This is a genomic window from Bacillus sp. 05T21 (genome assembly GCF_056396785.1).
In genome coordinates this window covers 539649-565124 of record NZ_JBFTMD010000001.1, presented here as the reverse complement: position 1 = coordinate 565124, position 25476 = coordinate 539649, and the positions used below count along the sequence as shown (strand labels likewise).

36 protein-coding genes are annotated in these 25476 nt (G+C 35.6%); 23 read left to right on the top strand and 13 right to left on the bottom strand.

Translation table 11 applies throughout. The features are described 5' to 3' along the window. Window positions 1–76 precede the first annotated feature (76 nt). Together AC1DKZ_RS03015 and AC1DKZ_RS03010 are read left to right on the top strand one after the other, a co-directional pair. Window positions 77–574 carry a shikimate kinase gene (locus AC1DKZ_RS03015; protein WP_002138327.1) on the top strand — a complete coding sequence of 166 codons (498 nt, stop codon included), beginning with the start codon at window positions 77–79 and terminating at the stop codon, window positions 572–574. Between the two features lie 38 nt (window positions 575–612). Then, the gene (locus tag AC1DKZ_RS03010) at window positions 613–813 is read left to right on the top strand and encodes a YqzE family protein (protein WP_002015009.1); all 201 of its coding nucleotides are present in this window, start codon (window positions 613–615) and stop codon (window positions 811–813) included. Between the two features lie 66 nt (window positions 814–879). On the opposite strand, the gene AC1DKZ_RS03005 is transcribed toward AC1DKZ_RS03010, so the two are convergent. After that, on the bottom strand, window positions 880–1512 hold the full coding sequence (locus AC1DKZ_RS03005; RefSeq protein ID WP_002145755.1) for a VC0807 family protein: 633 nt from the start codon (window positions 1510–1512) through the stop codon (window positions 880–882). 126 nt (window positions 1513–1638) lie between these two features. Beyond that, a complete protein-coding gene (locus AC1DKZ_RS03000; RefSeq protein WP_080019198.1) occupies window positions 1639–1755 on the bottom strand; it encodes a GTP pyrophosphokinase in 117 nt (38 codons plus the stop codon). Between the two features lie 72 nt (window positions 1756–1827). On the opposite strand from AC1DKZ_RS03000, the gene AC1DKZ_RS02995 reads away from it, so the two are divergent. Beyond that, window positions 1828–2055: a hypothetical protein gene (locus AC1DKZ_RS02995; RefSeq protein WP_000032698.1), complete on the top strand. Its 228-nt coding sequence runs from the start codon at window positions 1828–1830 to the stop codon at window positions 2053–2055. Between the two features lie 98 nt (window positions 2056–2153). Then, window positions 2154–2285 carry a hypothetical protein gene (locus AC1DKZ_RS02990; RefSeq protein ID WP_002088613.1) on the top strand — a complete coding sequence of 44 codons (132 nt, stop codon included), beginning with the start codon at window positions 2154–2156 and terminating at the stop codon, window positions 2283–2285. 49 nt (window positions 2286–2334) lie between these two features. Here the strand turns inward: AC1DKZ_RS02990 and AC1DKZ_RS02985 are convergent, their stop codons facing one another. Together AC1DKZ_RS02985 and AC1DKZ_RS02980 are read right to left on the bottom strand one after the other, a co-directional pair. Next, window positions 2335–3129, bottom strand: a complete 795-nt coding sequence (locus AC1DKZ_RS02985; protein ID WP_002088611.1) for a YqhG family protein — start codon at window positions 3127–3129, stop codon at window positions 2335–2337. Next, window positions 3116–4798, bottom strand: coding sequence for a DEAD/DEAH box helicase (locus AC1DKZ_RS02980; RefSeq protein ID WP_002015016.1), 1683 nt, complete (start codon window positions 4796–4798; stop codon window positions 3116–3118). The genes AC1DKZ_RS02985 and AC1DKZ_RS02980 overlap by 14 nt, the downstream gene beginning before the upstream one ends. Window positions 4799–5188: 390 nt before the next feature. On the opposite strand from AC1DKZ_RS02980, the gene gcvT reads away from it, so the two are divergent. The 12 genes from gcvT (at window position 5189) to AC1DKZ_RS02920 (ending at window position 14236) form a co-directional block, all read left to right on the top strand. Beyond that, window positions 5189–6289 carry a glycine cleavage system aminomethyltransferase GcvT gene (gene gcvT, locus AC1DKZ_RS02975; RefSeq protein ID WP_002034013.1) on the top strand — a complete coding sequence of 367 codons (1101 nt, stop codon included), beginning with the start codon at window positions 5189–5191 and terminating at the stop codon, window positions 6287–6289. Window positions 6290–6309: 20 nt separating this feature from the next. After that, window positions 6310–7653 (top strand): aminomethyl-transferring glycine dehydrogenase subunit 1, encoded by a 1344-nt coding sequence (gcvPA, locus tag AC1DKZ_RS02970; protein ID WP_476995628.1) that lies wholly within the window; start codon window positions 6310–6312, stop codon window positions 7651–7653. Then, window positions 7650–9125, top strand: a complete 1476-nt coding sequence (gene gcvPB, locus AC1DKZ_RS02965; protein WP_002122485.1) for an aminomethyl-transferring glycine dehydrogenase subunit 2 — start codon at window positions 7650–7652, stop codon at window positions 9123–9125. Before gcvPA ends, gcvPB begins: the two co-directional genes overlap by 4 nt. Window positions 9126–9407: 282 nt before the next feature. Continuing rightward, the gene (locus tag AC1DKZ_RS02960; RefSeq protein WP_000262495.1) at window positions 9408–9611 is read left to right on the top strand and encodes a DUF3929 family protein; all 204 of its coding nucleotides are present in this window, start codon (window positions 9408–9410) and stop codon (window positions 9609–9611) included. Window positions 9612–9681: 70 nt separating this feature from the next. Then, window positions 9682–9873: a hypothetical protein gene (locus tag AC1DKZ_RS02955; protein ID WP_002088608.1), complete on the top strand. Its 192-nt coding sequence runs from the start codon at window positions 9682–9684 to the stop codon at window positions 9871–9873. A 118-nt stretch (window positions 9874–9991) separates the two neighbouring features. Continuing rightward, a complete protein-coding gene (locus AC1DKZ_RS02950; protein WP_002190660.1) occupies window positions 9992–10366 on the top strand; it encodes a GntR family transcriptional regulator in 375 nt (124 codons plus the stop codon). 3 nt (window positions 10367–10369) lie between these two features. Continuing rightward, window positions 10370–11242, top strand: a complete 873-nt coding sequence (locus AC1DKZ_RS02945; RefSeq protein ID WP_476995627.1) for an ABC transporter ATP-binding protein — start codon at window positions 10370–10372, stop codon at window positions 11240–11242. Beyond that, window positions 11223–11891, top strand: a complete 669-nt coding sequence (locus AC1DKZ_RS02940; RefSeq protein WP_476995626.1) for an ABC-2 transporter permease — start codon at window positions 11223–11225, stop codon at window positions 11889–11891. The genes AC1DKZ_RS02945 and AC1DKZ_RS02940 overlap by 20 nt, the downstream gene beginning before the upstream one ends. 14 nt (window positions 11892–11905) lie before the next feature. After that, window positions 11906–12538, top strand: coding sequence for an ABC-2 transporter permease (locus AC1DKZ_RS02935; RefSeq protein ID WP_012261704.1), 633 nt, complete (start codon window positions 11906–11908; stop codon window positions 12536–12538). 31 nt (window positions 12539–12569) lie between these two features. Then, complete coding sequence (locus AC1DKZ_RS02930; RefSeq protein ID WP_476995625.1) at window positions 12570–13193, top strand: ABC-2 transporter permease; 624 nt, start codon at window positions 12570–12572, stop codon at window positions 13191–13193. Between the two features lie 14 nt (window positions 13194–13207). Next, entirely contained in the window at window positions 13208–13804 is a 597-nt protein-coding gene (locus AC1DKZ_RS02925; RefSeq protein WP_476995624.1) for an ABC-2 transporter permease, read from the top strand. Between the two features lie 246 nt (window positions 13805–14050). Then, window positions 14051–14236, top strand: a complete 186-nt coding sequence (locus tag AC1DKZ_RS02920; RefSeq protein WP_215600701.1) for a hypothetical protein — start codon at window positions 14051–14053, stop codon at window positions 14234–14236. A gap of 170 nt (window positions 14237–14406) precedes the next feature. On the opposite strand, the gene AC1DKZ_RS02915 is transcribed toward AC1DKZ_RS02920, so the two are convergent. The 5 genes from AC1DKZ_RS02915 to AC1DKZ_RS02895 all read right to left on the bottom strand — a co-directional run bounded on the left by AC1DKZ_RS02915 (window position 14407) and on the right by AC1DKZ_RS02895 (window position 17056). Further along, on the bottom strand, window positions 14407–14664 hold the full coding sequence (locus AC1DKZ_RS02915; protein ID WP_088034289.1) for a DUF3975 family protein: 258 nt from the start codon (window positions 14662–14664) through the stop codon (window positions 14407–14409). A gap of 15 nt (window positions 14665–14679) precedes the next feature. Next, window positions 14680–14994 carry a DMT family transporter gene (locus tag AC1DKZ_RS02910; RefSeq protein WP_002015033.1) on the bottom strand — a complete coding sequence of 105 codons (315 nt, stop codon included), beginning with the start codon at window positions 14992–14994 and terminating at the stop codon, window positions 14680–14682. A 1-nt stretch (window position 14995) separates the two neighbouring features. Next, window positions 14996–15328, bottom strand: a complete 333-nt coding sequence (locus AC1DKZ_RS02905; protein ID WP_000312339.1) for a DMT family transporter — start codon at window positions 15326–15328, stop codon at window positions 14996–14998. Between the two features lie 71 nt (window positions 15329–15399). After that, window positions 15400–15981 (bottom strand): TetR/AcrR family transcriptional regulator, encoded by a 582-nt coding sequence (locus AC1DKZ_RS02900; protein WP_002034003.1) that lies wholly within the window; start codon window positions 15979–15981, stop codon window positions 15400–15402. A gap of 97 nt (window positions 15982–16078) precedes the next feature. Further along, a complete protein-coding gene (locus AC1DKZ_RS02895) occupies window positions 16079–17056 on the bottom strand; it encodes a LacI family DNA-binding transcriptional regulator (RefSeq protein ID WP_476995623.1) in 978 nt (325 codons plus the stop codon). A 317-nt stretch (window positions 17057–17373) separates the two neighbouring features. On the opposite strand from AC1DKZ_RS02895, the gene AC1DKZ_RS02890 reads away from it, so the two are divergent. Continuing rightward, entirely contained in the window at window positions 17374–17910 is a 537-nt protein-coding gene (locus tag AC1DKZ_RS02890; RefSeq protein WP_002129065.1) for a hypothetical protein, read from the top strand. Between the two features lie 37 nt (window positions 17911–17947). On the opposite strand, the gene AC1DKZ_RS02885 is transcribed toward AC1DKZ_RS02890, so the two are convergent. Beyond that, on the bottom strand, window positions 17948–18331 hold the full coding sequence (locus tag AC1DKZ_RS02885; protein WP_002015038.1) for a rhodanese-like domain-containing protein: 384 nt from the start codon (window positions 18329–18331) through the stop codon (window positions 17948–17950). Between the two features lie 170 nt (window positions 18332–18501). Between AC1DKZ_RS02885 and AC1DKZ_RS02880 the strand changes: the two genes are divergently transcribed. Further along, window positions 18502–19338 (top strand): lipoate--protein ligase family protein, encoded by an 837-nt coding sequence (locus AC1DKZ_RS02880; protein WP_476995622.1) that lies wholly within the window; start codon window positions 18502–18504, stop codon window positions 19336–19338. Between the two features lie 28 nt (window positions 19339–19366). On the opposite strand, the gene AC1DKZ_RS02875 is transcribed toward AC1DKZ_RS02880, so the two are convergent. Next, window positions 19367–20206 (bottom strand): hypothetical protein, encoded by an 840-nt coding sequence (locus tag AC1DKZ_RS02875; RefSeq protein ID WP_002138306.1) that lies wholly within the window; start codon window positions 20204–20206, stop codon window positions 19367–19369. Window positions 20207–20477: 271 nt separating this feature from the next. On the opposite strand from AC1DKZ_RS02875, the gene splB reads away from it, so the two are divergent. The 3 genes from splB to AC1DKZ_RS02860 all read left to right on the top strand — a co-directional run bounded on the left by splB (window position 20478) and on the right by AC1DKZ_RS02860 (window position 22766). Next, window positions 20478–21503 carry a spore photoproduct lyase gene (gene splB, locus AC1DKZ_RS02870; protein WP_002015042.1) on the top strand — a complete coding sequence of 342 codons (1026 nt, stop codon included), beginning with the start codon at window positions 20478–20480 and terminating at the stop codon, window positions 21501–21503. Between the two features lie 133 nt (window positions 21504–21636). Beyond that, window positions 21637–22065, top strand: a complete 429-nt coding sequence (gene mntR, locus AC1DKZ_RS02865) for a transcriptional regulator MntR (protein WP_002143106.1) — start codon at window positions 21637–21639, stop codon at window positions 22063–22065. Between the two features lie 53 nt (window positions 22066–22118). Continuing rightward, a complete protein-coding gene (locus AC1DKZ_RS02860; protein ID WP_431181678.1) occupies window positions 22119–22766 on the top strand; it encodes an HAD family hydrolase in 648 nt (215 codons plus the stop codon). Between the two features lie 80 nt (window positions 22767–22846). Here AC1DKZ_RS02860 and AC1DKZ_RS02855 read toward each other — a convergent pair whose 3' ends face one another. Beyond that, window positions 22847–23248, bottom strand: coding sequence for an SA1362 family protein (locus tag AC1DKZ_RS02855; RefSeq protein ID WP_002015046.1), 402 nt, complete (start codon window positions 23246–23248; stop codon window positions 22847–22849). Window positions 23249–23327: 79 nt separating this feature from the next. Further along, on the bottom strand, window positions 23328–24248 hold the full coding sequence (locus AC1DKZ_RS02850) for a DUF1385 domain-containing protein (RefSeq protein ID WP_002015047.1): 921 nt from the start codon (window positions 24246–24248) through the stop codon (window positions 23328–23330). Window positions 24249–24492: 244 nt separating this feature from the next. Here AC1DKZ_RS02850 and AC1DKZ_RS02845 point away from each other — a divergent pair, with 244 nt between their 5' ends. Then, window positions 24493–24978 carry a YqhR family membrane protein gene (locus AC1DKZ_RS02845; protein WP_113935559.1) on the top strand — a complete coding sequence of 162 codons (486 nt, stop codon included), beginning with the start codon at window positions 24493–24495 and terminating at the stop codon, window positions 24976–24978. 55 nt (window positions 24979–25033) lie between these two features. After that, window positions 25034–25474: a type II 3-dehydroquinate dehydratase gene (gene aroQ / locus AC1DKZ_RS02840; protein ID WP_070144825.1), complete on the top strand. Its 441-nt coding sequence runs from the start codon at window positions 25034–25036 to the stop codon at window positions 25472–25474. The last annotated feature ends 2 nt before the right edge of the window (window positions 25475–25476 follow it).

Sequence of the window (25476 nt, the reverse complement as noted above, 5' to 3'; positions counted from 1 at the left end):
AAACGTTTTTTTATTAAATAAAGTAACATCTTTCGTTATAATAACAAATAATAACGGATGATTGAGAGGAACGAAAATGAAATCTATATACATAACCGGCTATATGGGAGTCGGGAAAACAACAATTGGAAAAGCGTTAAGTAAAGAACTCCATATGGAAGTTGTAGATACAGATCAAAAAATCGAAGAGCAGAAAGAGAAGGCGATTCGGTATATTTTTGCAGAAGAAGGCGAAATGGCTTTTCGTGAATATGAAAGTGAAATGTTACGTTCACTACCGGTTCAGAATGTAATTATGACAACTGGTGGAGGGATTATTGAACGAGAGGAAAATCGAAAGTGGATGAAGGAAAATGGAACTGTTGTGTATTTATATTGCGATCCACATGTAATTGCAGAAAGGCTTCGTGAAGATACGACACGTCCACTATTTCAGAAGAAAGATATAGATGCATTTATAACGAAATTTGAATCGCGCCGAGCGTATTATGAAGAGGCTGATATTCATATCGATACGACAAATAAGTCGGTAAAGCAAATTATGAATGAATTAAAGCAAAAGATTAATGAATAAAAAAGTGGACATACTAATCAAGTAGAGGTGATGATAATATGTCTACTAATGATTATGTACGCTTTGTGACACAGCAATTTGTGTCATATATGGATGCTCCAAAAGAGGATCGAAAACAACAGAAACAACAACGTCGTGCGGAGAAAGAGCCATTCTTAAATAAATGGTTTGGTGTTATGCCACTGAGCGCTGCTTTGTTTTATCGAAATGTAAAAAATAAAAGAAAAAAATCAAGCTAACTTTTTCGTAATATGTTTAGCAAAACAAAAATCCCCTAGTATAACAAGATGCTAGGGGATTTTTGTTTATTGCACAGACTCTTTTTCCTCAGTAACCGCATGTATTTTATTGTTTACCCATACAAATCCAATTCCGATACAAATAGAAATCCCCCAGCCAACAGCGGTCATAATAGCTCTCATTTCACCATATCCATCTACACCGAAAACAGAGATGAAATAGATTTTCAAGAAGCTTTTTAATATAAATTGAAGGCCGAAAAATAGTGTTAAATATTGCAGTGCTGGATATATACGACTATCACGATAAAGCTCACGGCTTTTATCACGATCATGACCTTGCAGTGCTGCGATATCAGCTGCGAAATATAACATGAGTGGTTTTTTTATAAAGATTGTACATATAACGATGCAGCCAAGTACGATATGATAATATGCATCATTCCATAGCATTCGTTCAGCCGACCCAGATATTAAGTCTACCGCTGTATTAGAAATAAGTGTAATTAAAATAAAGAACCCTGTAACGTTAAGCTGTTTTTCTTTTTTAAAGGTATACAGTGTATAAATAATCCCCGGAACAGAGGAAATTAACATTGCGTAATAAGGATCGATATAAGGTTTTGCAAATTTCCAAATGAGGAATGGGAATACGAGATAAAAGACAAGATCTAATATAGCTTTTTTATTTTGATTCATACATGGCCTCCTTAAGTCATACATATATTTTATAATATAATTTCTGAAAATTGTATAAGGTTAATGAAAAAAAGAAAAGTAGATGATTAGTAGATTAAAAAATTGCCCCTAGCGTAGTAAGTTTTTTTAGTATATAATAAAGGAAACGCTTTCATTTTTGGTTTGTTCACAAAATGGACGGAAAATCACATATTTACTATTGATATGTTGCTTTATAATGAAACCAATTAAATATACATGCATACAATATTGTGAAATAAATAACATAAATAATCTATATAAATGTAAACGTTATCAAAGAGAGAGGTGGAGACAATGAGTAAATTTTTCTTCAATCATAATCCAGCAACATTAGAGGATGGAAGACTGGTTAAGTATGCTGAAATTATTTATGGAGAAGGTGGCCGTTCTGTATTAGAAAATTTAATGGTGAAGGCATCTATCAGATTACGTGATCGTTATCCGAATAAATCTGACGAACAGATCTCGAACCTCGTAAATCAAGGCATCCATGATATGTTTCAAAAGTACGTGAATGAGTAAGAGCAGCTACTGGCTGCTCTTATTTTTTTGTATAAGGATTGTGCCTCTAGCTGAAAATAAAGATGCATTTTGAAACATGCAAAAAGGAGGCGAAAAAGATGAGTAATGGAATTGGTCGTTCAAAAGAAAATCTTCCAACTGATGCAAACCATGTAAGTGCAAAGGATCGTGCATATCAGAAACGTATGACAGAGAAAAAACAGCAAGAGCGTAATGAAGATAGAGAATAGGCTGGGAACATATCTTAAAAGAAGCTCCTTCAATCTGAAGGAGCTTTCTTTAAGATAGAAAATGATTTGCGGTAACATAAAAGAGACCACCGTTTATAATTTGTATTGTAATGCGTGGTTCGTATTGTTCTTGTAATGCTTGCTTTTCAATTTCATAGCTTTCTGGAAGTTCATCGCTATCTTCGTAAAATCGATTTAAAAGGTCTAAATCGTGATTCCAACGCACTCTCGCTTCTTTTGCCCACGTGTGGTCATCTTCAGCGATTATACTTTTTAAAGCATCCTCTATACGTTGTAAGCCACTTTGTGGCTTAATGATAGGTGAGAGGGTAAAACAAAAGTCAGGTATTTTCGGTGTGAGTTTGATCTCTGCTAAAGTGTCGTGAAAGTTTGCAATCATTGTCCCGGAAATAAGATGAATACCGATGGAATGAAGTATGTCTTTTTTTCGGTCGCATTGATAAGATACTTTTATATTTACACCAAGCCAAGGATGAAGGGGGGTATGAGTTGCCCCGCTATGTTTCACTTCCTCATATAAACGTATGTATGAACCTAGTTCTTTTGTTGTTTCAAATATTTGATGCAAACGGGGTGAACCGTAATGAATAAGTTCACCGTCGTTTTCTTCGTTTTCTGGATTTGTAATAAGAGTAAGGCGCATCGGGTTCGGAACGCCTCCTGTTTTTTCAAGATAGTGCCAATAGAAAGGGCGGTTCATTAATAATTTATCCATTTCAATTGTTAACTGCACGTCTAATAGGTGAGGGGAACGTTCTAAAATTTCGCAGTTATTCGCCTCAAAAAAGTTATATAAGTAATTATGAATTTCATTTTGCTGCATAGTCTTGCACCTCTGCTTCATTGCGCTTCGCAAAATCGATAATAGATGTTAAATTTTCCATCTTGATTCGAATTTCACCTTCGCTTTTTGACTGCGCGAAAATTTCTTGAATATGCGCATCAATATTTTTCATGTTGATTCTCGTTAAAATTTCATCGAGTTCACCGATTACACGTTCAAATAAATTAATTTTTTCATATAGTAGTTTTAAAATGTGCTCTTCAACAGTGTGCTTTGTTGCTAAGTTATAAATATGAACATCATTTTTTTGTCCAAGACGGTGAATACGTCCAATCCTTTGCTCGAGTCGCATTGGATTCCACGGTAAGTCGTAATTAATCATATGGCTACAAAATTGTAAGTTAATTCCTTCACCACCAGCTTCGGTCGCAATTAATACTTGGGCATGATTTTGGAAAAGCTCCTTCATCCAATCTTTCTTCCCGCGCTTAAATCCACCGCGAAATGGAACAGAGGAAATGCCATGTTGTTGTAAGAACCATTGTAAATACATTTGTGAAGCTCTATATTCAGTGAAGATAATGACTTTATCGTCAACTTCTTTTATAAGCTCTAGTGCTTTATTTGCTTTGGAGTTGAACGGAATATGATTAATTTTGTCCATCAGCACATCAATATGTGGGTCCTTTATGTAGTGCTCATTTTCTTTCTGTCTTTTTTCTACATGTTTTTTTAGTGAATAGTAAACAGCTTCACGACTACTACATGCTTCCCGTTTTAAAGTTAAGGATGAGAAAGCAGATGTGACGGCATCTTGTCCACGCCAATTTTCAATTTCATTATACAAAGCTTGTTCTTCTTCATTGAATTCAACGAAGATTGTTCGTACATGCCTCTTCGGCCAATCAATGCCAGTGTTATTGCGTCTATTTCGAACCATTACTTTATTGATAAGAGCTTTTAAATCTTCATCGGATTCAGTGGAACGATTTTTAGAAGCGTAATATTCTTCAAAATTAGATTGATTGCCTAAATGACCTGGTTTTAATAAAGAAACGAGGTTGAAGATTTCATCGATTTTATTTTGAACAGGAGTTGCAGTTAGTAATAAACAAAACTTCTTTTTTAATCGCTGTGCAAATTCATAGTTTTTTGTTTTATTATTTTTTAGTTTATGTGCTTCATCGATAATAATAAGGTCATACTCTAGGTTTAAAACGATATCGCGATGCGGTGAACGTTTCGCAGTATCGATTGATGAAACGATGACATCAGCTTGTTCCCAAGAATAACTTTTCTTTTGAGCGACCGCAGGAATAAAAAATTTTGTGTTTAGTTCATACGCCCATTGAGATACGAGAGAAGCTGGAACGAGAATGAGTACCTTTTTTACAAGTCCTCGAACCATATATTCTTTTAAAATAAGTCCAGCTTCAATCGTTTTTCCAAGTCCGACTTCGTCTGCTAGAATCGCTTTACCATTCATTTGTTCAATGACATTTTGAGCGACCTCTAATTGATGTGGAAGCGGCGTGAAATGTGATAAATGTTTCGGTGCTTGCAATCCATCAAAAGTAGGGACGAGTAACGATTTCTCTGTTTTATAAGCTAAATGATATAAATCCCAATTTGTCCAAGGGCCATCTTCATCAATTCTTTTTAAAAAATTATTTTGCCACGTTCGATCTACGGAAATATCGACATTCATTAAGACTCTCCCACCTTTTATAAACTAAAGTGATTATTAAAAAAATCTTTATTATAAGCCTTGTAATAAGGCGCTATCACAATTACTAAAAGTTAAAGAATAGACAACGATAAAGGTCTAAATCTTAAAAGTTGTATTTAATAGGATTAAGAATAAAAAATTCTAAATTATTTTTTATGCTAGAATATTGATGAAATATAGCGAATGATGTTAGGATAATGGTGTGAAATGTGTGGAATCTTTCGTATTTTATCCAAGAAAGCACTTTTTTATTTACGCTTTCATAAAAAAATATAGTGAGATTCCGTATATCCTATCTTTTCAGAATGAAAATGTTTAGATATGGGAAGCAACTTTTATTGATTTGTCAGAGCATAAGGGGGAAAGAGCATGATTACATTACAACGTACACCGTTATTTGATGTATACGCGAAGTATGGTGGGAAAACAGTCGACTTCGGTGGTTGGGAATTACCAGTTCAATTTTCAAGCATTAAAGAGGAACATGAAGCTGTACGTACAGGAGCAGGTTTGTTCGATGTATCTCATATGGGAGAAGTAGAGGTAAAAGGTGTAGATAGTTTAGCATTTTTACAACGTGTTGTTACAAATGACGTATCTACCTTAAAGGTAGGGGGCGCACAATATACAGCTATGTGCTATGAAAATGGTGGCACAGTAGATGATTTATTAATCTACAAACGTGGTGAAGAAGACTATTTATTAGTAATCAATGCGTCAAATATCGAGAAAGATTACGAATGGTTAGCTAGCCATGTAATTGGCGATGCGAAAGTAGTCAATGTTTCTAGTGAAGTTGCGCAGCTTGCAATTCAAGGACCAAAAGCAGAAGGCATTTTACAAAAAGTTGTGTCAGAAGATTTGAAAGAAATTAAGTTCTTTAAATTTAAAAATAATATTCTTGTAGATGGAATTCCTGCACTTGTATCTCGTACAGGTTACACAGGTGAAGATGGATTCGAAATTTACTGTAAGAGTGAAGATGCAGCAAAACTTTGGGAGAAACTTCTTGAAGTGGGAGCAGAAGAGGGCTTAAAACCATGTGGCTTAGGTGCTCGTGATACACTTCGCTTCGAAGCAACACTTCCGTTATACGGACAGGAGTTATCAAAAGATATTACACCGATTGAAGCGGGAATTGGCTTTGCGGTAAAACCAAATAAAGAAGCAGATTTCTTTGGAAAAGAAACGTTAAAAGAGCAAAAAGAAAACGGTGCATCTCGTAAATTAGTCGGCATCGAAGTAATCGAACGCGGTATTCCTCGTACGCATTACCCTGTATTTATAGGAGAAGAAAAAATCGGGGAAGTAACGAGTGGTACACAATCTCCAACGTTAAAGAAAAGCATTGGTTTAGCACTAATTGATGTAAAATACGCAGCAGTTGATACAGAAGTAGAAATTGAAATTCGTAATAAACGCGTCAAAGCAGTAGTTGTTCCAACACCATTTTATAAACGTTCAAAGTAACGGGGAGAGGGGTAGATTTCATGTTGCATCGTTATCTTCCAATGACAGAAGAAGACAAAAAAGAAATGTTACAAACGATCGGCGTTCAAACGATCGACGAATTATTCTCTGATATTCCAGAGAGTGTTCGTTTTAAAGGGGATTTAAAAATTAAAGAAGCAAAATCAGAGCCAGAGCTTTTAAAAGAGTTATCTCAAATGGCTAGTAAAAATGCTAATTTAAAAGAATATGCTTCTTTCTTAGGAGCAGGTGTATACGATCATTACGCTCCAGTAATTGTTGATCATGTTATTTCTCGTTCAGAGTTTTATACAGCTTACACACCATACCAACCAGAAATTTCACAAGGGGAATTACAAGCAATTTTTGAATTCCAAACAATGATTTGTGAATTAACAGGAATGGATGTAGCAAACTCTTCTATGTATGACGGAGGTACAGCTTTAGCTGAAGCGGCAATGCTAGCAGCTGGTCATACTCGCAAAAAGAAAATTCTTGTATCTAAGGCAGTTCATCCAGAATCAAGAGCGGTACTTGAAACATATGCAAAAGGTCAAAATCTTGAAGTTGTTGAAATTGATCATAAAAACGGTGTAACAGATTTAGAAGTATTACAAAGTGAAGTAGATGATACAGCTGCTTGTGTAATCGTTCAATATCCAAACTTCTTCGGACAAGTGGAAAAGTTAGCTGATATCGAAAAAATCGTTCATCAACAAAAATCATTATTTATCGTTTCTTCAAATCCATTATCATTAGGCGCATTAACACCGCCAGGAAAATTCGGTGCTGATGTTGTAATCGGTGATGCACAACCATTCGGTATCCCAACGCAGTTTGGTGGACCGCACTGTGGTTACTTTGCAACAACGAAAGCATTTATGCGTAAAATTCCAGGACGTCTTGTCGGACAAACTGTAGATTCAGATGGTAAACGTGGATTTGTATTAACGTTACAAGCACGTGAACAGCATATTCGCCGTGATAAAGCGACGTCTAACATTTGTTCAAACCAAGCGTTAAATGCATTAGCAGCTTCTGTTGCAATGACGGCACTTGGCAAACAAGGTGTAAAAGAAATGGCACGTCAAAACATTTCTAAAGCACAATATGCAAAACGTCAATTCGAAGCGAAAGGCTTCACTGTAACGTTCGCTGGACCATTCTTTAATGAATTTGTTGTAGATTGCAAACGTCCAGTTAAAGAAATAAATGATGTATTAATACAAAAGAATATTATCGGTGGTTACGACCTAGGCCGTGATTATAAAGAGCATGAAAATCATATGCTTGTAGCAGTAACAGAGCTTCGTACAAAAGAGGAAATTGACACACTTGTAAACGAAATGGGGGCTATCCAATGAAGAACCAAGACCAAGCACTTATTTTTGAAGTGACTAAAGAAGGACGCGTAGGATATAGCTTACCCAAATTAGATGTAGAAGAAGTAAAATTAGAAGATGTGTTTGAGAGTGATTATATTCGAGTAGAAGATGCAGAGCTTCCAGAAGTATCTGAACTTGATATTATGCGCCATTACACAGCGCTTTCAAACCGTAACCACGGTGTGGATTCAGGATTCTATCCACTTGGGTCTTGTACGATGAAGTATAATCCTAAAATTAATGAAAACGTAGCTCGTTTCGCAGGATTTGCAAATATTCATCCACTTCAAGATGAAAAGACAGTGCAAGGTGCAATGGAATTAATGTATGACTTACAAGAACATTTAATTGAAATTACAGGTATGGATACTGTTACGTTACAACCAGCAGCTGGTGCACACGGAGAATGGACAGGATTAATGTTGATTCGTGCATATCATGAAGCGAACGGTGACTTTAACCGTACGAAAGTAATTGTTCCTGACTCTGCTCACGGGACAAACCCGGCGTCTGCAACAGTAGCTGGTTTTGAAACAATTACGGTGAAATCAAATGAACATGGTCTTGTTGACTTAGATGATTTAAAACGTGTTGTAAACGAAGAAACAGCAGCACTTATGTTAACAAATCCAAATACATTAGGCCTATTCGAAGAAAATATTTTAGAAATGGCAGAAATCGTCCATAACGCAGGCGGTAAATTATACTATGATGGTGCAAACTTAAATGCGGTATTAAGCCAAGCGCGCCCAGGAGATATGGGATTTGACGTTGTGCATTTAAACCTTCATAAAACATTTACAGGTCCTCACGGCGGCGGTGGCCCAGGTTCTGGTCCAGTAGGTGTGAAAGCTGATTTAATTCCGTACTTACCAAAACCGATTTTAGAGAAAACAGAAAATGGCTATCACTTTAACTATGATCGTCCAGAAGCAATTGGGCGCGTAAAACCATTCTATGGTAACTTCGGAATTAACGTTCGTGCATACACATATATTCGTTCTATGGGCCCAGATGGCTTGCGTGCAGTAACTGAGTATGCTGTATTAAATGCGAACTATATGATGAGAAGATTAGCACCATTCTATGATCTTCCGTTCGATAGACATTGCAAGCATGAATTTGTATTATCTGGTCGTCGTCAAAAGAAACTTGGTGTACGTACATTAGATATTGCAAAACGTCTGCTTGATTTCGGTTACCATCCACCAACAATTTACTTCCCATTAAATGTGGAAGAATGTATTATGATTGAGCCAACAGAAACAGAATCAAAAGAAACATTAGATGGTTTCATTGATAAGATGATTCAAATTGCTAAAGAGGTAGAAGAAAATCCAGAAGTTGTACAAGAAGCACCACATACAACAGTAATAAAACGTTTAGATGAAACATTGGCTGCTCGTAAACCAGTTTTACGTTATGAAAAGCTAGCACCTGTACAAGTGTGATTGGAAAAAAAGAACTCGCTACATGCGGGTTCTTTTTTTTGCAAAATTGGTGTGGCTAGAATGAAAAAATGTTGAAAATTTATATTTTTTGTTTCTTATTGCTGTAAAGGTGCGGTTTTATAGGTGTTTTTGTTGAAAAAGTCGGTTTGATAAAAGTATTTATTTTTGTTAGAATTTTATTGAAATTAAGAAGATGTGATGAGGTAGAAATTACTCATTTTTATGTATATGTGAAAAAACGAGCAAGACGGGGGTGGAAGTGTGGGATATCGATGTTATAGAATGGTATACCATTTAGAAAATGGAGAAACAATTAAAGATGTAAAAGAATTTTGTTACCGAGACCAAGGGAAAGTGTTAGAAAGAGTAGCGCACCGTGTAATGGATAATAGAGAAGTGACAGCGATTGATAAACAAGGAACAATCATTTCAATAGCGTGTGAGGACATTGTAAAGGTAGAACTTGATTACATAACAGAAAGTTAACCTTGAGTCATATCGAATTATTCGATACAATATACTGTTGAATGGTGAAGAGAGAAGAGAGGAGTTTATCATGGGTAATACAAGACACTTTTATATGTTTATTTTAGCGTTTGTTCTTGTTGTGGCGTTAACGATTTATTTAATTGTTGATAGCAGCTGGTACAATACAGTTCATCCAGCATTCCTTCTTTTTATGTATGTAGGAATTGCGGTTGTTAGTTTCGGAATGAGAGACGAAATGTTAGATCGCTTTGAAAAGTGATACATATACGAAAGACCAACAGGAAAATGTTGGTCTTTTTTTCTTGCCAAAAATAGGATGTTGTGTATATACTGTGTATACAAGGTATATACAGTATATACACACACTGGAGGAAAACATGAATATTATTATTTCGAATTCTTCCCAAGACCCTATTTATGTGCAAATAAGAAAACAATTAAGCCAGCTTATTTTAAATGGTGGTTTAAAGGGTGGAGACCAATTACCGTCTATTCGTAGCTTAGCGAAGGAATTACAAATTAGTGTAATTACAACGAAGCGTGCATACGAGGAGCTTGAAAAAGAAGGATATATAGAAACTGTTGCTGGGAAGGGGACATATGTTTCACGTAAAAATAATGAACTATTAAAAGAACAGCGGCTACGTCTATTGGAAAGTAAAGTGGAAGAGATTGTGAATGAAAGTAAAGTGTTGCAGCTTTCACTGGAAGAGTTGCAACAGATGATTGCGTGTTTATACAAGGGGGAATAAGAGATGTTAGAGCTAAAAAACGTTTGTAAAACTTATCAAGATTTCTCAGTGAAAAATGTAAGTTTTACATTGCCACGTGGATATATTATGGGATTTATCGGACCGAATGGAGCTGGAAAAAGTACGACGATCAAAATGATTATGAATTTAATCAGAAAAGAGAGCGGTGATATAAAAATTTTTGGTAAGGACAATAAGAAAGCCGAAAAGGAAATAAAACAAAATATCGGTTTTGTGTATGATGAAAATCATTATTACGAAGATTTAACGTGTGAGCAAATGAAACGGATTATTGCACCGTTATATAAAAAGTGGGACGAAAAGCAGTATCAATCGTATATGCAGAGATTACAAGTTCCAACGTATAAAAAGATTAAAGAGTTATCCAAAGGGATGAAAATGAAATTTGCGATTGCAATCGCACTTTCACACCATGCGGAATTCATTATTATGGATGAACCAACAGCAGGATTAGATCCAGTTGTCCGAAGTGAATTACTTGATATGTTGCAAGAAATTGTAATGGAAGATGAAGTATCTGTATTATTCTCAACCCACATTACAACGGATTTAGAACGTATTGCAGATTATATTACGTTTATCAACGATGGAGAAATTATATTTACTGGTGAAAAAGATGAATTAATGGAGAACTACGTAATCGTAAAGGGAAGCAATGATTTATTAGATCGAGAAGGAAAAGAACTATTTGTTGGATTACGAAAAAATAAATTTGGTTTCGAAGGTTTAGCAAAGGAAAAACAAGCAATTATAGACTGGTTTGGGCAAGAAGTAATATTAGAAAAACCTACATTAGATGATATCATCGTTTACACTGCGAAAGGGAGAGGTGCCTATGCGTCAGCTCATCTATAAAGATTTATTCTTTTTTCGGGTAACTTGGTTAGTGAATCTTATTGTGCCCCTTGTGTTATTTATGTTAGATCCAAGTGGTGAATTGTTAGTTCCGATGAGTTGTCTATTTATAACTCTTTCCTCCGTTATGACGTTAATCTTTATGGATGAAAGGAATAAAAGTGACATTATTATAAATAGTTTACCGGTAAGTCGAAAGGATATCATTATTGCTAGATATATTTCCAGTGCAATATTCATTGTAGGTGGCATGATCTCTACTATGCTAGTTGTTTTTCTTATAAGAGGCATTGTGGTCATTGGTGATATCGGCGCATATCATCCTAATCTATACATTGAAATTCCATGGTATGAAGTAATAAATGGAGTTGTTTACGCCGTATTTTTGGTTGTCACGTTTTTCCCTAGTTATTATGGTACAAAATCGAAGGTAGTAAGAAGTATAGTATCAGCAGCATCAATAGGAGTGGGGGGAATCTTTTGGATATTTATTAGTGATGGGCTAAATGAAACAGCACCTTCATTCATTGAGTGGATTATGAATCCAATGCATATTGGTGTATTTATACTTGGAGGAATTATATTAGCTAGTGTCTATATTATTTCTATGTTTCTTACAATTAAAATTTATGAAACGCGTGATTTATAGAGAGGGGAATTCAGATGCAACAGTTGATTTTGAAGGAGTTTTTCTTACAGAAGAAGATGTTTCCTTTCTATTTTTTAATACCTATTTTATCTGTTTTTAGAAATTCCGTAGAACCGATGGGGATTGCAATAGGATTATTTATAACATGTAGTACGATTATATATATTTCTTTTTATTATGACGAGAAAAGTAAAATAGAAAAAGTATTAGTGAGTTTGCCGATAATGAGAAAAGAGATAGTTATAGCTAAATATATTTCAAGCACATTATTTATTATAGTCGGTTTGAGCATAACTTCTATAGTCGTAATATTAGGAAATATTTTGTTGGACAGAGATATAGTTATTCCTGGATATGCAATATTTTCAGCAATAGTAGCAACTTTGATTTATTGTGTAGTAACGATACCTACTAATTACATTGGAGGATATAAAGCTATTACTGTCTTGAATGTGATTATGATTTTTCCTTTAATGGGTATGATTGGCCTTATGTGCAATATTTTTGGTGATGAAATAATTATGTTAAAAGTACTCCACTCTCAAGAGGCTACACTAGCAATGAGTGTTCTTGGTATCGGAGTGTTAGTAAGTATAGTCATATCAATGTTTCTCTCAATGAAAATGTTTCAGGAGGCAGAGTTATAGAAGGGACATTTTCATATTAGGAGGGTAAAACATGATCAAGCAATTAGTCTTAAAAGATATAGTGTTGCAAAGAAAGTTAGGGTTTGCGTATCTTATATGTTTGTTTTTCCTTGCTATTGTTGATTTTCGTAGTGATAGCTTCCTTATGACGATTAGCTTATCTATACCTTTTCTTGGCATGGTACTGTCAATGAGTTATGAGGGGAAAAATAAAAGTGAAATAATAGTAAATAGTTTACCGTTACAACGTAAAGAAATTGTCATAGCAAAATACATATTTGTAAGTATTTTAGTTGCGTTAGGGGGGATTCTCTCACTTGTGGTTGGTTTGATTCAGTTACAAAATGAACATATAACTGGATTTATGCTGTGGGGAGAAATTCTCGGAGGTATAACAGGTGGGCTTGTTTGTAGCATAATTGTACTTCCGATTGAATTCTCAGTAGGGTATAACAGTGCAAAACAAATTGCTCCTTTTATCGGAATAGCATTTGGGTATTTAAGTGGACTGATTGTAAGTAACGTATGGTTAGATGTAGAGAATGTTTGGAGCACGAGTGTAGTCGTAAATATTTGTTTTATAGCAGGGCTGCTTCTTTTATATATCATGTCTATGTTATTCTCAATTAATTTGTATAGTGAGCGTGATTTGTAAGAGAGAGGAGAATAGTGTTGAAACAACTAATTTTAAAAGATTTCATCATTCAATGGAAATTTTTAATTTGGTACATATTGTATCCTGTTTTCTTTTATATGGCTTTAACAGATACGGAAAATCTGTTCATAATTATGTCAGTAATTATTACAATTGGGGCAACAGTAAAAACATTTGAAGCAGATAGTAAAAATGAGAGTGAAGTTACAGTAAGTAGTTTGCCAATATTGAGAAAACAAATTGTATATGCGAAATATATAGTAGCAATTATTATTCTTTTTATAAGCGTAACGGTCGGTTGTTTCACGATGGGAATGAAGAATGGGGTTAACCTATTTGAATTTATTGAAACGACAATGGTTGCTAGTATTAGCTTTATTTTAGTGTATTTAAGCTTTGTTTTACCGATATCGTTTTGGCTAGGGTATAAAAAAACTATTTTTATTACGATAGTAATATTCATGGCGCCGATTGTTATTTTAGAAACTTTGTTTCAAATCAACCTGGAACAAATTCAACTATACAACAGCGTGTTATTCGTTAGTTCAATTTGCATGTTCATAGTATCTATCTTCGTTTCAGTGAAATTGTATGAGAAGAGAGAATTTTAAAAGGTGCCTCGTAAAAGGCACCTTCTTCAATAACGGCAATACGAGAGCAAAAGTTTATAAACAGAAAGGCTATTAGGCACATCTTTCGGAGTATGTAATATAAAGCTGAAAACGATAACGAAAATGAGAAAGAGGAAAAATAAAAACAGGATTTGCTTATGTATAGAATTCTGCATACTATCCACTCCTTTTTTAGGTAGTATGTCCAAAGGAAAGAAGGGTATGAAAAATTTAGGAGGGAGAATGATGAACAAAAGAAAATGGTTATATAGAATAGGGGTACTTTTATTTTCAAGTGGTCTCATATTAGCAAATTTTTACTCAGATATACCATCGCCATTTCCTAATTTGCATAAAGGGATTGGTATAAGTATTGTCATAGCTGGTCTGCTTTGTCTGATCGCATCAAATTTCTATAGAAAATCTGAATGAATATAAAGTGAAACTTTAATCAGTGGGGGTTTTGTCCATCCCCACTGATTATTAGCCCACACCAATCGGGCGTTTACGAGCAGCCCGACTCCCACCTAACTCCCTCGCATTCGCCGAATTTTGAGGTGGGGGTCTTACTGCCCGCGAATAGCGGGATAAAAAAAGGACAGTTACTTCTTTTCAGAAGAACTGTCCTTTTTAAATAACTTGTTCCATAGCTTGGCGATACTCCATATAATCACGATTGTAATGGAGGCAATAATTGACCAAGCGATAGATGCAATTTCAAGTGCCATGTTAGGAAGGAATGTAAGAATGAATAGTACTTTATGAAACAGCCATTCTATTATATGAAAACTTATTTGTAATAGAATGACGATCCCAAGTGTAATCCATGCTAAGATTTGTTTTCCTTTTTCTTTCCACATGACATTCACCTCACGTTAGCCTAATAATTTTAAGCCAACAGCGCCGCATAGAATGCAGCTTAAGAAGGCAAGGCGACGCCAATCCGCTGACTCGCGGAAAATAAGAATACCGAGAAGTGCACTTCCGGCAGTTCCGATTCCAGTCCAAATTGCGTAAGCAGTTCCCATCGGTAATGTGTTCATTGCAAGAGATAAGAAGAAGAAGCTTACGCCAAAGTTAGCGATTAAAATAACTTTTGGTGCCCAGCCTTTCTTTTCAGTGGCTACTTTCATAAAGAGTACACCAACAATTTCACAAATACCAGCTAGAATTAAAAATACCCAAGCCATTTTATGCGGCCTCCTTCGCTTCTTTTTCTTCTGTTACTCGTTTTAAACCAATTACTCCGAAGAAGATTAAACCAATTAATAAAACTTTTACGATAGAGAAAGGTTCTCCGAAGATGAAAATCTCTGTAAGAACGATTCCACCAGCTCCAATTCCTGTAAAGACTGCGTATACAGTGCCGACAGGTAAATCTTTATATGCTCTAAATAATAAGACGAAACTAATTGTAATTAATAGAGCAACACCAGCCCACTCAAGTGGTGCCTCCGCTTTTTTAAGTCCAATAACCCAAAAAATTTCAATAATACCAGCTATGATTACATAAATCCATGCCATATGTCATTTCTCCTTCCTACCAGTCGTTAGGTAAAGGGCTTAAAAACGACGCATTGCAAAGGAGCAATCCGTCAGTTTGAAAGTCCGCGCCAAAATACTTTCCAAGAAGCTTCTAAACGTGTCTCAAAACGATTTAAACCTGCGTATAGTAGTTCAACCATAAGGCCGTCAAGTAAGCATAAAAAAGCCTCCAAAGCGTCTTTTACTTCAATGTTATGCAGTTCATCTTGTTCGCTTGCTCTTTTAAACACAGGGAATAAAAGTTTTCCGACATTTTCAATGTGTACATTCGCTTTATCAATAATTTGTTCGCGAAATGCATCCGGCGGAAAATAAGAAGTTCGTAACCAAAACATTGATTCTTCACTTTCACCAAATCGTTTTGCATAACCTTTTAACAGATTTACTAGCAATTCTTCAGTAGACGATTTTGAAAAATTTTCGATATCGTCAGTGAAGCTTTGTAAATCTTTTTGAAGAGCGGATTCTAAGCATGTAAAATATAGCTCTTCTTTTCCTTTAAAGTGTGCGTAAATCGATGGTTTTTTAATCCCAACTTCTTGAGCAATATTTGCTAATGAAGTTCCTTCGTAGCCGTAGCGTGCGAAATGAGAAAGTGCTACAGCTTTAATGCGGTTTGCTGTCATTTTCATCCCCTACCTACCGTTCGTTAGGTTCATTATATGAGATAAAAAATATAAAGTCAATAGGTGAAGAACTGAAAAAAGAGTGCTATGGTTGCACTCTTTTCTAGACTGTTTTTCGCTCAATTAAATGGAATGAAAGTTCTTCTGGGGTTCCAATAATGTGTTCGTTTTGTATCTGTTTATGAAATAAAGAAAAAGCACGTGATCCCATTGTGAGCCCAGGATGCTCAATAGTTGAAATTTCTAACGCCTTTGAAATTTCATGATTATCAAATCCAAGGATAGCAAGGTCTTCAGGAACGCGAATGCCATGTTTTCGCGCCTCTGTTAATAAACCAGCAGCTACTTGATCGTTCGCTGTGAAAATAGCGGTTGGACAATTTTTCATGTTTAAAATACGATGAAGTATTTTTGCCCCGTCCTGCATCGTATAACATTGATGAAAAATCCAATCAGGGTGTACTGTTTTTCCTTCGTGACGAAGAGTATCGGCGAAAGCTTTTTCACGCTCGATTGAATTAACACTTGTTTTTCTTGCTAAACAAATGCCGATTTTTTCATGACCTTTACTGAGTAAATAGGAAGTACCAAGGCGGAATCCTTCGTAATGATCTACATAGACAGATGAAATGAGGGGATGGTTCATTTTTTCACATGAAATAATAGGCGCAAATTTTGCGAACGGTTCAATTTGTTCCCATGAACTCGTGCGAGAGCAAATAATCATCCCGTCAAATTGTTTCATTTTCATCATTTCAAGAACGCGAATTTCTTCAATACTATCGTAATTCGTTTGGCATAAATTAATATGATATCCAGCTGCTAACGCTTCGTTTCCGATTCCTTCAATGATCGTGCTAAAGTACGGAAGATTAATAAAAGGTAGCATAACCCCGATTGTATACGTTTTTCCCTTTATTAAATGGATAGCATTTATATTTTTTGCATAGTTCAATTCTTCAACTGCATCTAAAACACGCTTACGCTTTTCTTCTTTTACGTAAGGATGATTATTAAGAACACGAGAAACAGTTGATATAGATACACCAGCAGTTTTTGCAATTTGTTTTATATTGGCCATATGTATCACCTCTTTACTTAATTATAAGGGGAAAATAATAAGAATGAAAAAAATCTTGACCTGAAAAGCTTTTCACAATCTATGTTATAAGCATGACTTCTGTTATTCGCGTAACCTTTTTATTTGGGCGTAAGAATAGCGAGGTCTTTTTTGTATGTCTGCAAAGAATTTTTGTCAAAATGTGTGAGAATAACGTGGAAAGTTTTCGGAGGAGGCGTTTGATAACGAAGCGAATAGAAGAGAGTATAAACGCTTCGCTCGTTAAGAGAGCGGTATGAAAGGGCGGAAACAAATTGAAAAAAGGAATCATTTGTTTCGTGTTTTCTAGTGTAATACTTAGCTCATGTTCATTTCAGCAAACGATGCAAGAAGAAAAAACATTTGTAGGAACAACAGGAGGGGCTAAGGACCGTGTTACTGATCCGATTCCCCTAAAGGAACTTCCAAAATATTTTCCGGCAAAGTTTAAAGTTCCAACGTTTTTACCTTATGACATTACGAGTGATGTGAAGGGAGAGGTAAGAACGATGGGAAAGAAGAATGCTGTCTTAACGATTAAATATAAGCAACAAGAGAAAGGAAGGCACGATTATATAGAATTAACAGTGGCCAATTTTTCTTACAGTTTTCCATACCTCGTAGAAGAGAATCGATTTCAAGAACAAATGAAATTGAATAATGGAGCACCTGCTTATTTTAAAAATAAGGATGATTACGAGCGAGGGGACGAATTTGCTACGCTTATATGGAAAGAGAAGGGGATTGAATATCAGCTATTATATCGTAATGTAGATGAGAAAGCTGAAGATGTGATTAAACAAAATCTGCTGTACATTGCGAACAATATGGAATGAAAAAACTAGCTGTATCGTGCAGCTAGTTTTTTGTATATTATTTCTTTTTAATTTTTCCTGACCAAGATTTAAATCCACCTTTTAATTGGTAGAAATCTGTGTAGCCTTGTTTTTTTAAGTATTGAGCTGCACGACCTGTACGGAATCCGCTTTGGCAATATAAATAAACCGGTTGATCTTGGCGGAGTTCTTTGTGGCGAAGGCGAATTTGTGATAATGGAATGTTACGCGCACCTAAAATATGTCCCGCGTTAAATTCATCCGCTTCGCGAATATCGATAAGCTGTGCTTTACGGTAGCCAGCGCGAAATTCATCTTCTGAAAGTGTTTTAATTAATTTTTTCTGATAGAAATACATCCATACAGTGTAGCCGATGAATGCTGCAATTGCGGCTAGTATAATAATCAAGTTTGTTGACACGATTCTATCGCTCCCTTTTTTCTTATCCTACTTTCAATATTATAATGCCCATATGTATTTATGCAACAGATTCATTTGTATATAAGAAGAAATTTCGTATTCTTTCACAAATTTTGTCGAATTTGGTAGACTAGAGAATGTGAAAAATAATTGGTTATATGAGGTGCAGGATGGGAAAAGAAAAATGGTGTTATATTAACTCTGGTCAATGTTCACCAGCATTTAATATGGCGTTAGATGAATGTTTATTAAATTGGCAAAGTGCAAAGAAAATGTCACCAACAATTCGTTTTTATGAATGGGAAGTACCAACATTAACAGTCGGGTATTTCCAGCGTGTTGAAAAAGATATAAATATGGATGTAGTTAACGAAAAGAAATATGGATTCGTTCGTCGTCAAACAGGCGGCAGGGGTGTACTACATGACAAAGAATTAACGTACAGTGTTATTGTGTCTGAAGATCATCCGAATATGCCAAAAACAGTTACAGAAGCATACCGAATTATTTCGCAAGGCTTATTGGACGGTTTTAAGGCATTAGGATTAGAAGCGTATTATGCAGTTCCGAAAACAGAAGCGGATCGTGAGAATTTAAAAAATCCGCGTTCAGGAGTATGTTTTGATGCACCATCTTGGTATGAAATTGTAGTTGAGGGAAGAAAAATCGCGGGTAGTGCTCAAACACGTCAAAAAGGTGTTATATTACAACACGGTTCTATTCCGTTAGAAATAGATTTAGATGAGTTATACGAACTATTTTTATTCCCAAATGAGCGAGTAAAAGAGCGTATGAAAAACATGTTTTCTTCTAAAGCGGTAGCGATTAATGAATTAACAGACCGTACATTTACGATTGAACAGTTAATTAAAGCGTTTGAAACTGGATTTGAAAAAGGTTTAGATATAGAGCTTGTGCCGTATGAACTAACAGAAGAACAGCTTCATGAAGTTCAAACTTTAGCAAAAGAGAAGTATGAAAGTAATGAATGGAATTATAAAAAATAAGGAGATGGCGACCGCCATCTCCTTATTTTTATAGTAAATTAAGTACTTTTTCTACTTTGATTCCTTTATCTTGTAAAGAACGAAGGCGATTTACAACGTCCATAATTTCTTTGTCGAATGTAACGCTAATACCTTGGCTTTGTAGTTCTTTTTTTAATCCTTCAATAGAATCATCTATGTCGATGCCAAGCTCGTAATCTTGACAAACTTCAATTGTCTTTTTCACAAGTTTAACATAATTTTCTTGTAGTTTTGTATTTGTTTCAGTCAAAGCAGGTTGCTTCGGTTTTGTAGGAGTAACCGGTGCTGTCTCTTGCTTTGTAACTGGAGTAGGTACTGCTTTTTTCACAGGTGCTGGAGTAGATAGTTCTATAGCTGCTTCAACACTTACTGACTTCGGCGTTGGTACCGGAGTAGGTTTAGGTGCAGCAGGTGTTTCTACTCGCGTAATAGGCTTTGGAGCAGGTGTAACTGCTTTTGGAGCTTCTACAACTACTTCTTTTTTCGGAGTAGCTTCTACAACTGTTTCTTCTTGCTCAGCAGCTTCTTTATTTTCTTTGCTCCACATAACGCGTTCAACTTCTAGAGAAACATTATTTTTGTTCATCGCTGTTAATGTAACTTTACCAACCTCAGCGTTCCCAGTGAAATCAACAATTTTATAAATAACACTCTTGTTCCAATCCACGTTTCCGCTCAAAAATAATTCTTCGTTACATTTTGGCGTTAAGCCCTCGATTTTAATTTCTGCGTTTACACCGTTTTCACTATATACCATAATTAGCGAAGCATTTACATCTTCGTCTGCTAACATTAGTTCACGTACCATTTTGCCGGTGCGTACTTGCGTTTTCTTCTTAACTGACATCAAATTTCTCCTCTCAAAAATTCAATAATAATAAAAAAATCGTATAACGAAAAATAATTGCTCACGAAGATTTATGATACCGATAATAAAAGCATCACGTCAACAATTAACTTTAATTATTTTGCATTTTTCTTATTTTCTTTATGAAATTTTTCAATTTGTAAAATTAGACAGAAGAAAAATAGCCGTTTGAAAGGCTGTTAAAACGTGGAAAACTTTAATCTGTGTTAATTTTCATGTGCTTCCCATACTAACGAGAGGAGGGAAGCACATGAAACCATTTATGCCAAAACTCGTTTACTTTGAACCGAGGGCACTCGAATATCCGCTTGGAAAAGAGCTTTATGAGAAGTTTACGAAGATGGGATTAGAAATTCGTGAAACGACATCACACAATCAAATTAGAAATTTTCCAGGGGAAAATGAATTGCAAAAGTATCGTAATGCAAAAGCAACACTTGTCGTTGGGGTGAGGAAGACGTTAAAGTTCGATACATCAAAACCTTCAGCTGAATATGCAATTCCGCTTGCAACAGGGTGTATGGGACATTGTCATTATTGTTATTTGCAGACGACACTTGGGAGTAAACCTTACGTAAGGGTGTATGTGAATCTAGATGAAATCTTTGAGAAGGCAAAGCAATATATGGATGAAAGGGCCCCTGAAATAACAAGATTTGAAGCGGCGTGTACATCAGACATCGTTGGAATTGATCATTTGACACATGCATTAAAGCGGGCGATAGAGTTTATCGGAGAAAGTGAACATGGACGTTTACGTTTCGTTACGAAATATTCGCATGTTGATCATTTATTAGATGCAAAGCATAATGGGAAAACGCGTTTTCGATTTAGTATTAATTCACGTTATGTTATTAAAAACTTTGAACCAGGGACATCGCCATTTGAAGAGCGAATTGAGGCTGCTCGTAAAGTAGCGGGGGCTAATTATCCTCTTGGCTTTATTGTTGCGCCAATTTATATGCATGAAGGGTGGGAAGAAGGGTACCGTGAATTGTTTGAACGATTGTACAATGCATTAAAAGACATGACGATACCAAATTTAACGTTCGAATTAATTCAACATCGTTTTACGAAACCAGCCAAAAAAGTCATTCAAGAACGTTATCCGAATACGAAACTTGAAATGGATGAAGAGAAGCGGAAATATAAATGGGGACGATACGGTATTGGGAAATATGTATATCAAAAGGATGATGTGGAAGTATTAGAAGAAACAATACGAGGTTATATATATGAGTATTTTCCAGATGCAGAAATTCAATATTTTACATAAGGGGAATCTGGATTCTTTTTTTGTTTTATATATTTAGGCTCGTTTCCACCTTGTCACGTTATTCTTTCTGGTGTATCATTTTATTGATTGCTTCGTACGGAATAAGCAAAATGAAATTGGATGGAGGAAACCGATGCCTACCCCTAGTATGGAAGATTATATTGAACAAATTTATTTGTTGATTGATGAAAAGGGTTATGCCCGTGTATCTGATATTGCTGAAGCGCTTAGTGTACATCCATCCTCTGTAACAAAAATGGTACAAAAATTAGACAAAGACGAATATCTAATTTATGAAAAATATAGAGGGCTTGTATTAACATCAAAAGGTAAAAAAATCGGTGAACGTCTCGTATATCGTCATGAATTGTTAGAACAGTTTATGCGCATTATCGGTGTGGATGAAAGCAAAATTTATAATGATGTAGAAGGAATTGAACATCATTTAAGTTGGGAATCAATTGACCGTATCGGTGATTTAGTACAATACTTTGAACAAGATGAAGTTCGAGTAAAAACACTTCGTGGTGTTCAAAAAGCAAATGAAGAGAAAAGTAATTAAGGGGAACGTGTGGCGTTTCCTTTTTTATTTCAATCGAAAAGGACGGGAGAATAATGAAAGCAATTATTTTTGATTTTGATGGATTAATTGTGGACACAGAAACAATATGGTTTCACTCTTTCAGAGATGCTGTTCGTGAATACGGCGGCGAGTTACCTTTAGAGGAATTTGCAAAATGTATTGGAACGACAGATGAAGTGCTTTATGCATATTTAAAAGAGCAATTAAAAGAAAAATTTAACGAGCATGCATTAAAGGGAAAAGTAACAACTTTACATAAAGAGAAAATGAAAATACCAAAAGCGCGTGGCGGGGTAAAAGAATATTTAGAAGAAGCGAAAGAACTTGGATTGAAAATCGCATTAGCCTCTAGTTCATCTAGGGAGTGGGTCGTTCGTTTTTTAGAAGAGCTACAAATTAGAGATTATTTTGAAGTGATTAAAACGCGAGAAGATGTAGAGAAGGTAAAACCAGATCCAGCTCTTTATAAAGTTACGATAGAAGAATTAGGAATTGAACCATCAGAAGCTGTTGTGTTTGAAGATTCATTAAATGGATTGAAAGCAGCGGTGGCAGCAGGATTAAAGTGTGTCGTCGTACCTAATGATGTGACAAGAAATTTGCAATTTGAAAACCATCACCTTCGTATCGAAAGTATGAAAGAGAAAAGTTTGAAAGAAGTGCTTCAACATATAAAGTGAAACTTTAATCAGTAGGGTTTTTCGCATCTTCCACTGATTATTAGCCCCGCACCAACCGGGATAAAAAAAGACCGTATTTCCTAAAAGGAAGCACGGTCTTTCTTTTTGTTTTTTTTACCTTCAATGACAGTTAAATGAGATTGTTTTCTTTTTCTTTTCAACGATGGAGAATTACCCTTTTTCCCCTTGTCATCAGAAGCATTTCGTTTCAAGAAAGAATTACTTAGGGGTGCTACATTTTGTTTCCCGTGTTTGCGGTTCGATTGTTTCGCTGCACGCTTATATGAGCTTTGCGAATTTGCAGAACCACTAGAGTTTGTAAACATTTTGTAGAGTAAGTAAAAGATACCGACGACAGCTAACATGATACCAATGTTTTTCAATACTTCCATTGGATTTGTAATAACAGATGAAACAAGGCCGAATATTGCCAATCCGATAATAAGCACAAATATAGCGAATGTAAACGAACGACCGTTCATAAGGGACACCTCCTAAAAACATATATTAAAATTAGTATATTAACGATGAGGAAAGGAGTTGAACACCATTTTTAAATAATTATTGTTTGTTTTCTAAACGTAATAATTCTTCAAACGATGCGATTGCAACTTCCGCTTGATCATCTGTTGGTTCTTTCGTTGTTAATAGTTGCAGCCATAATCCTGGATATCCAAGTACTCGTAAAACAGGGACATCTCGTAATCGATTGGTAAATTGTAATACTTCAAAAGAAATACCGAGAACAACTGGAATTAATAAAATTCGGTTTACTACCCTTGCCCAAAGCGGATCTGTAGGGACGAGGAAATAGACAAACATTCCAATAATGACTGTAAATATAATAAAGCTACTGCCACAGCGATAATGGAGGCGAGTTTGCTTTTGAACATTTTCTACAGTCAGTGGAAGATTATTCTCATAAGCATTGATTACTTTATGTTCCGCACCGTGGTACTGAAATACCCGCTTAATAAGTGGGGTTAAAGAAATGAAGTATATATAGCTCAATAATAGCATGAGCTTAATGACACTTTCGACAATGATTTGCCCTGTATGAGATGGGAAAATCGGTCTCGTTAATTCAGCTAAAAGTGCAGGAACTGCTGTGAAAATTACTTTACCGAATATGAACGATAAAACGCCAACTGCTGCAACTCCTAATACCATCGTTAATTTTGATTGTTCTTCTTTTTTATTTGCAAGTTGTTCATCTTCTTCTGGGTGGACATCAAATCGTTCTGAAGCAAAGTTTAAATGTTTCGCTCCATTCGCACTTGCATCCACAATAGCGGCAATACCTCGTAAAAATGGAATTTTCTTTAGTAGAGACAATGCTTTATTACGAACGCGTGGTAAACGATAAAATTCAATCGATTTATCTTTACGACGAACCGCTGTAACAGTATATTCTCTACCGCCAAACATAACTCCTTCTATGACTGCCTGCCCGCCATATATTTGTTTTGACTCTTCTGCCATGTTAACACCAACCTGTATTTGTTTCTCTCTTATGTAGAAAAAGAGGCAATTGTCATACTTGGTTTTGTCATCTTGAAATAAGACAATCACCGAGTTTCCTTTATTTTATCGACAAATACAGGCAGATGACAAGGGAAAATGTTACGAGAGTCGGACATTTCTTATTCTTTTTATAGACAAATTTTGCAGGATTTAAACATGCCTCAAAATAGTTTCGGGCATACTAGTGAGCGGAGGTGTCAATGTGAATCAAGAACAATCAACAATAAGAAACTTTGTACAAATTGGTTTATTTGGTGGCTTATTTTGGGGAGGTATATGGTATTTCCTTCATATATTCTCATTTACAGAAGCTGGACCTAACTATTTACTTTTACCGTTTGCATTTGGAGATTGGAAAGAAGGGGTTTGGGGAAATGTAGTAGGTATCGTTTGTATGGGACTTCTTTCAATTTTAGTGGCATTTCTCTATAAAGCCCTTTTTAAAAAGTTTGAAGGAGTATTCCCTGGCGTACTATACGGTTTGTTTTGGTGGGCATTATTATTTTTGGGGATGGGGCTAATGGCACCTGTTATTAAAAGTGCACTCCATTTACCGAAAGAAACAATTGTAACGACAGTATGTATCTTTATATTATATGGTGTTTTTATTTCGTATTCTGTAGCATTCGAATCGAATAATACAAATAGAGGAGAAGGGAGCGAGAAGACAAACTATTCAAATAAGTGATTCCTATGTTAAAATGTCGTATAGACATTCTTTAATATTAAGGAGTTTTAAGAAAATGAAAAAGTTACTCCTCGTAAACGGTCCGAACCTAAATCGCCTTGGCGTTAGGGAAGTAAATGTATACGGAAAAGGAACGTTAGCGACGCTTGAAACAGATATGAAACAAGAAGCAGAGAAAATGGGAGTGGAGTTAGAATGTTTCCAATCGAATCATGAAGGTGCTATTATCGATCGTCTTCATGAGGCTGAAGATATATATGAAGGGATCATTTTAAATCCTGGAGCATTTACGCATTATAGCTATGCGATTCGAGATGCAATTGCGAGCATTTCGATTCCTGTTATTGAAGTACATATTTCTAACATTCACCAGCGTGAATCGTTCCGTCACGAATCTGTGACGGCGGCTGTTTGTGCGGGACAAATTGTTGGATTTGGTTTTTATGGCTATAAGTTAGCGTTATTTGCATTAATGGAGAAATTGAGGGAGGCATAAAG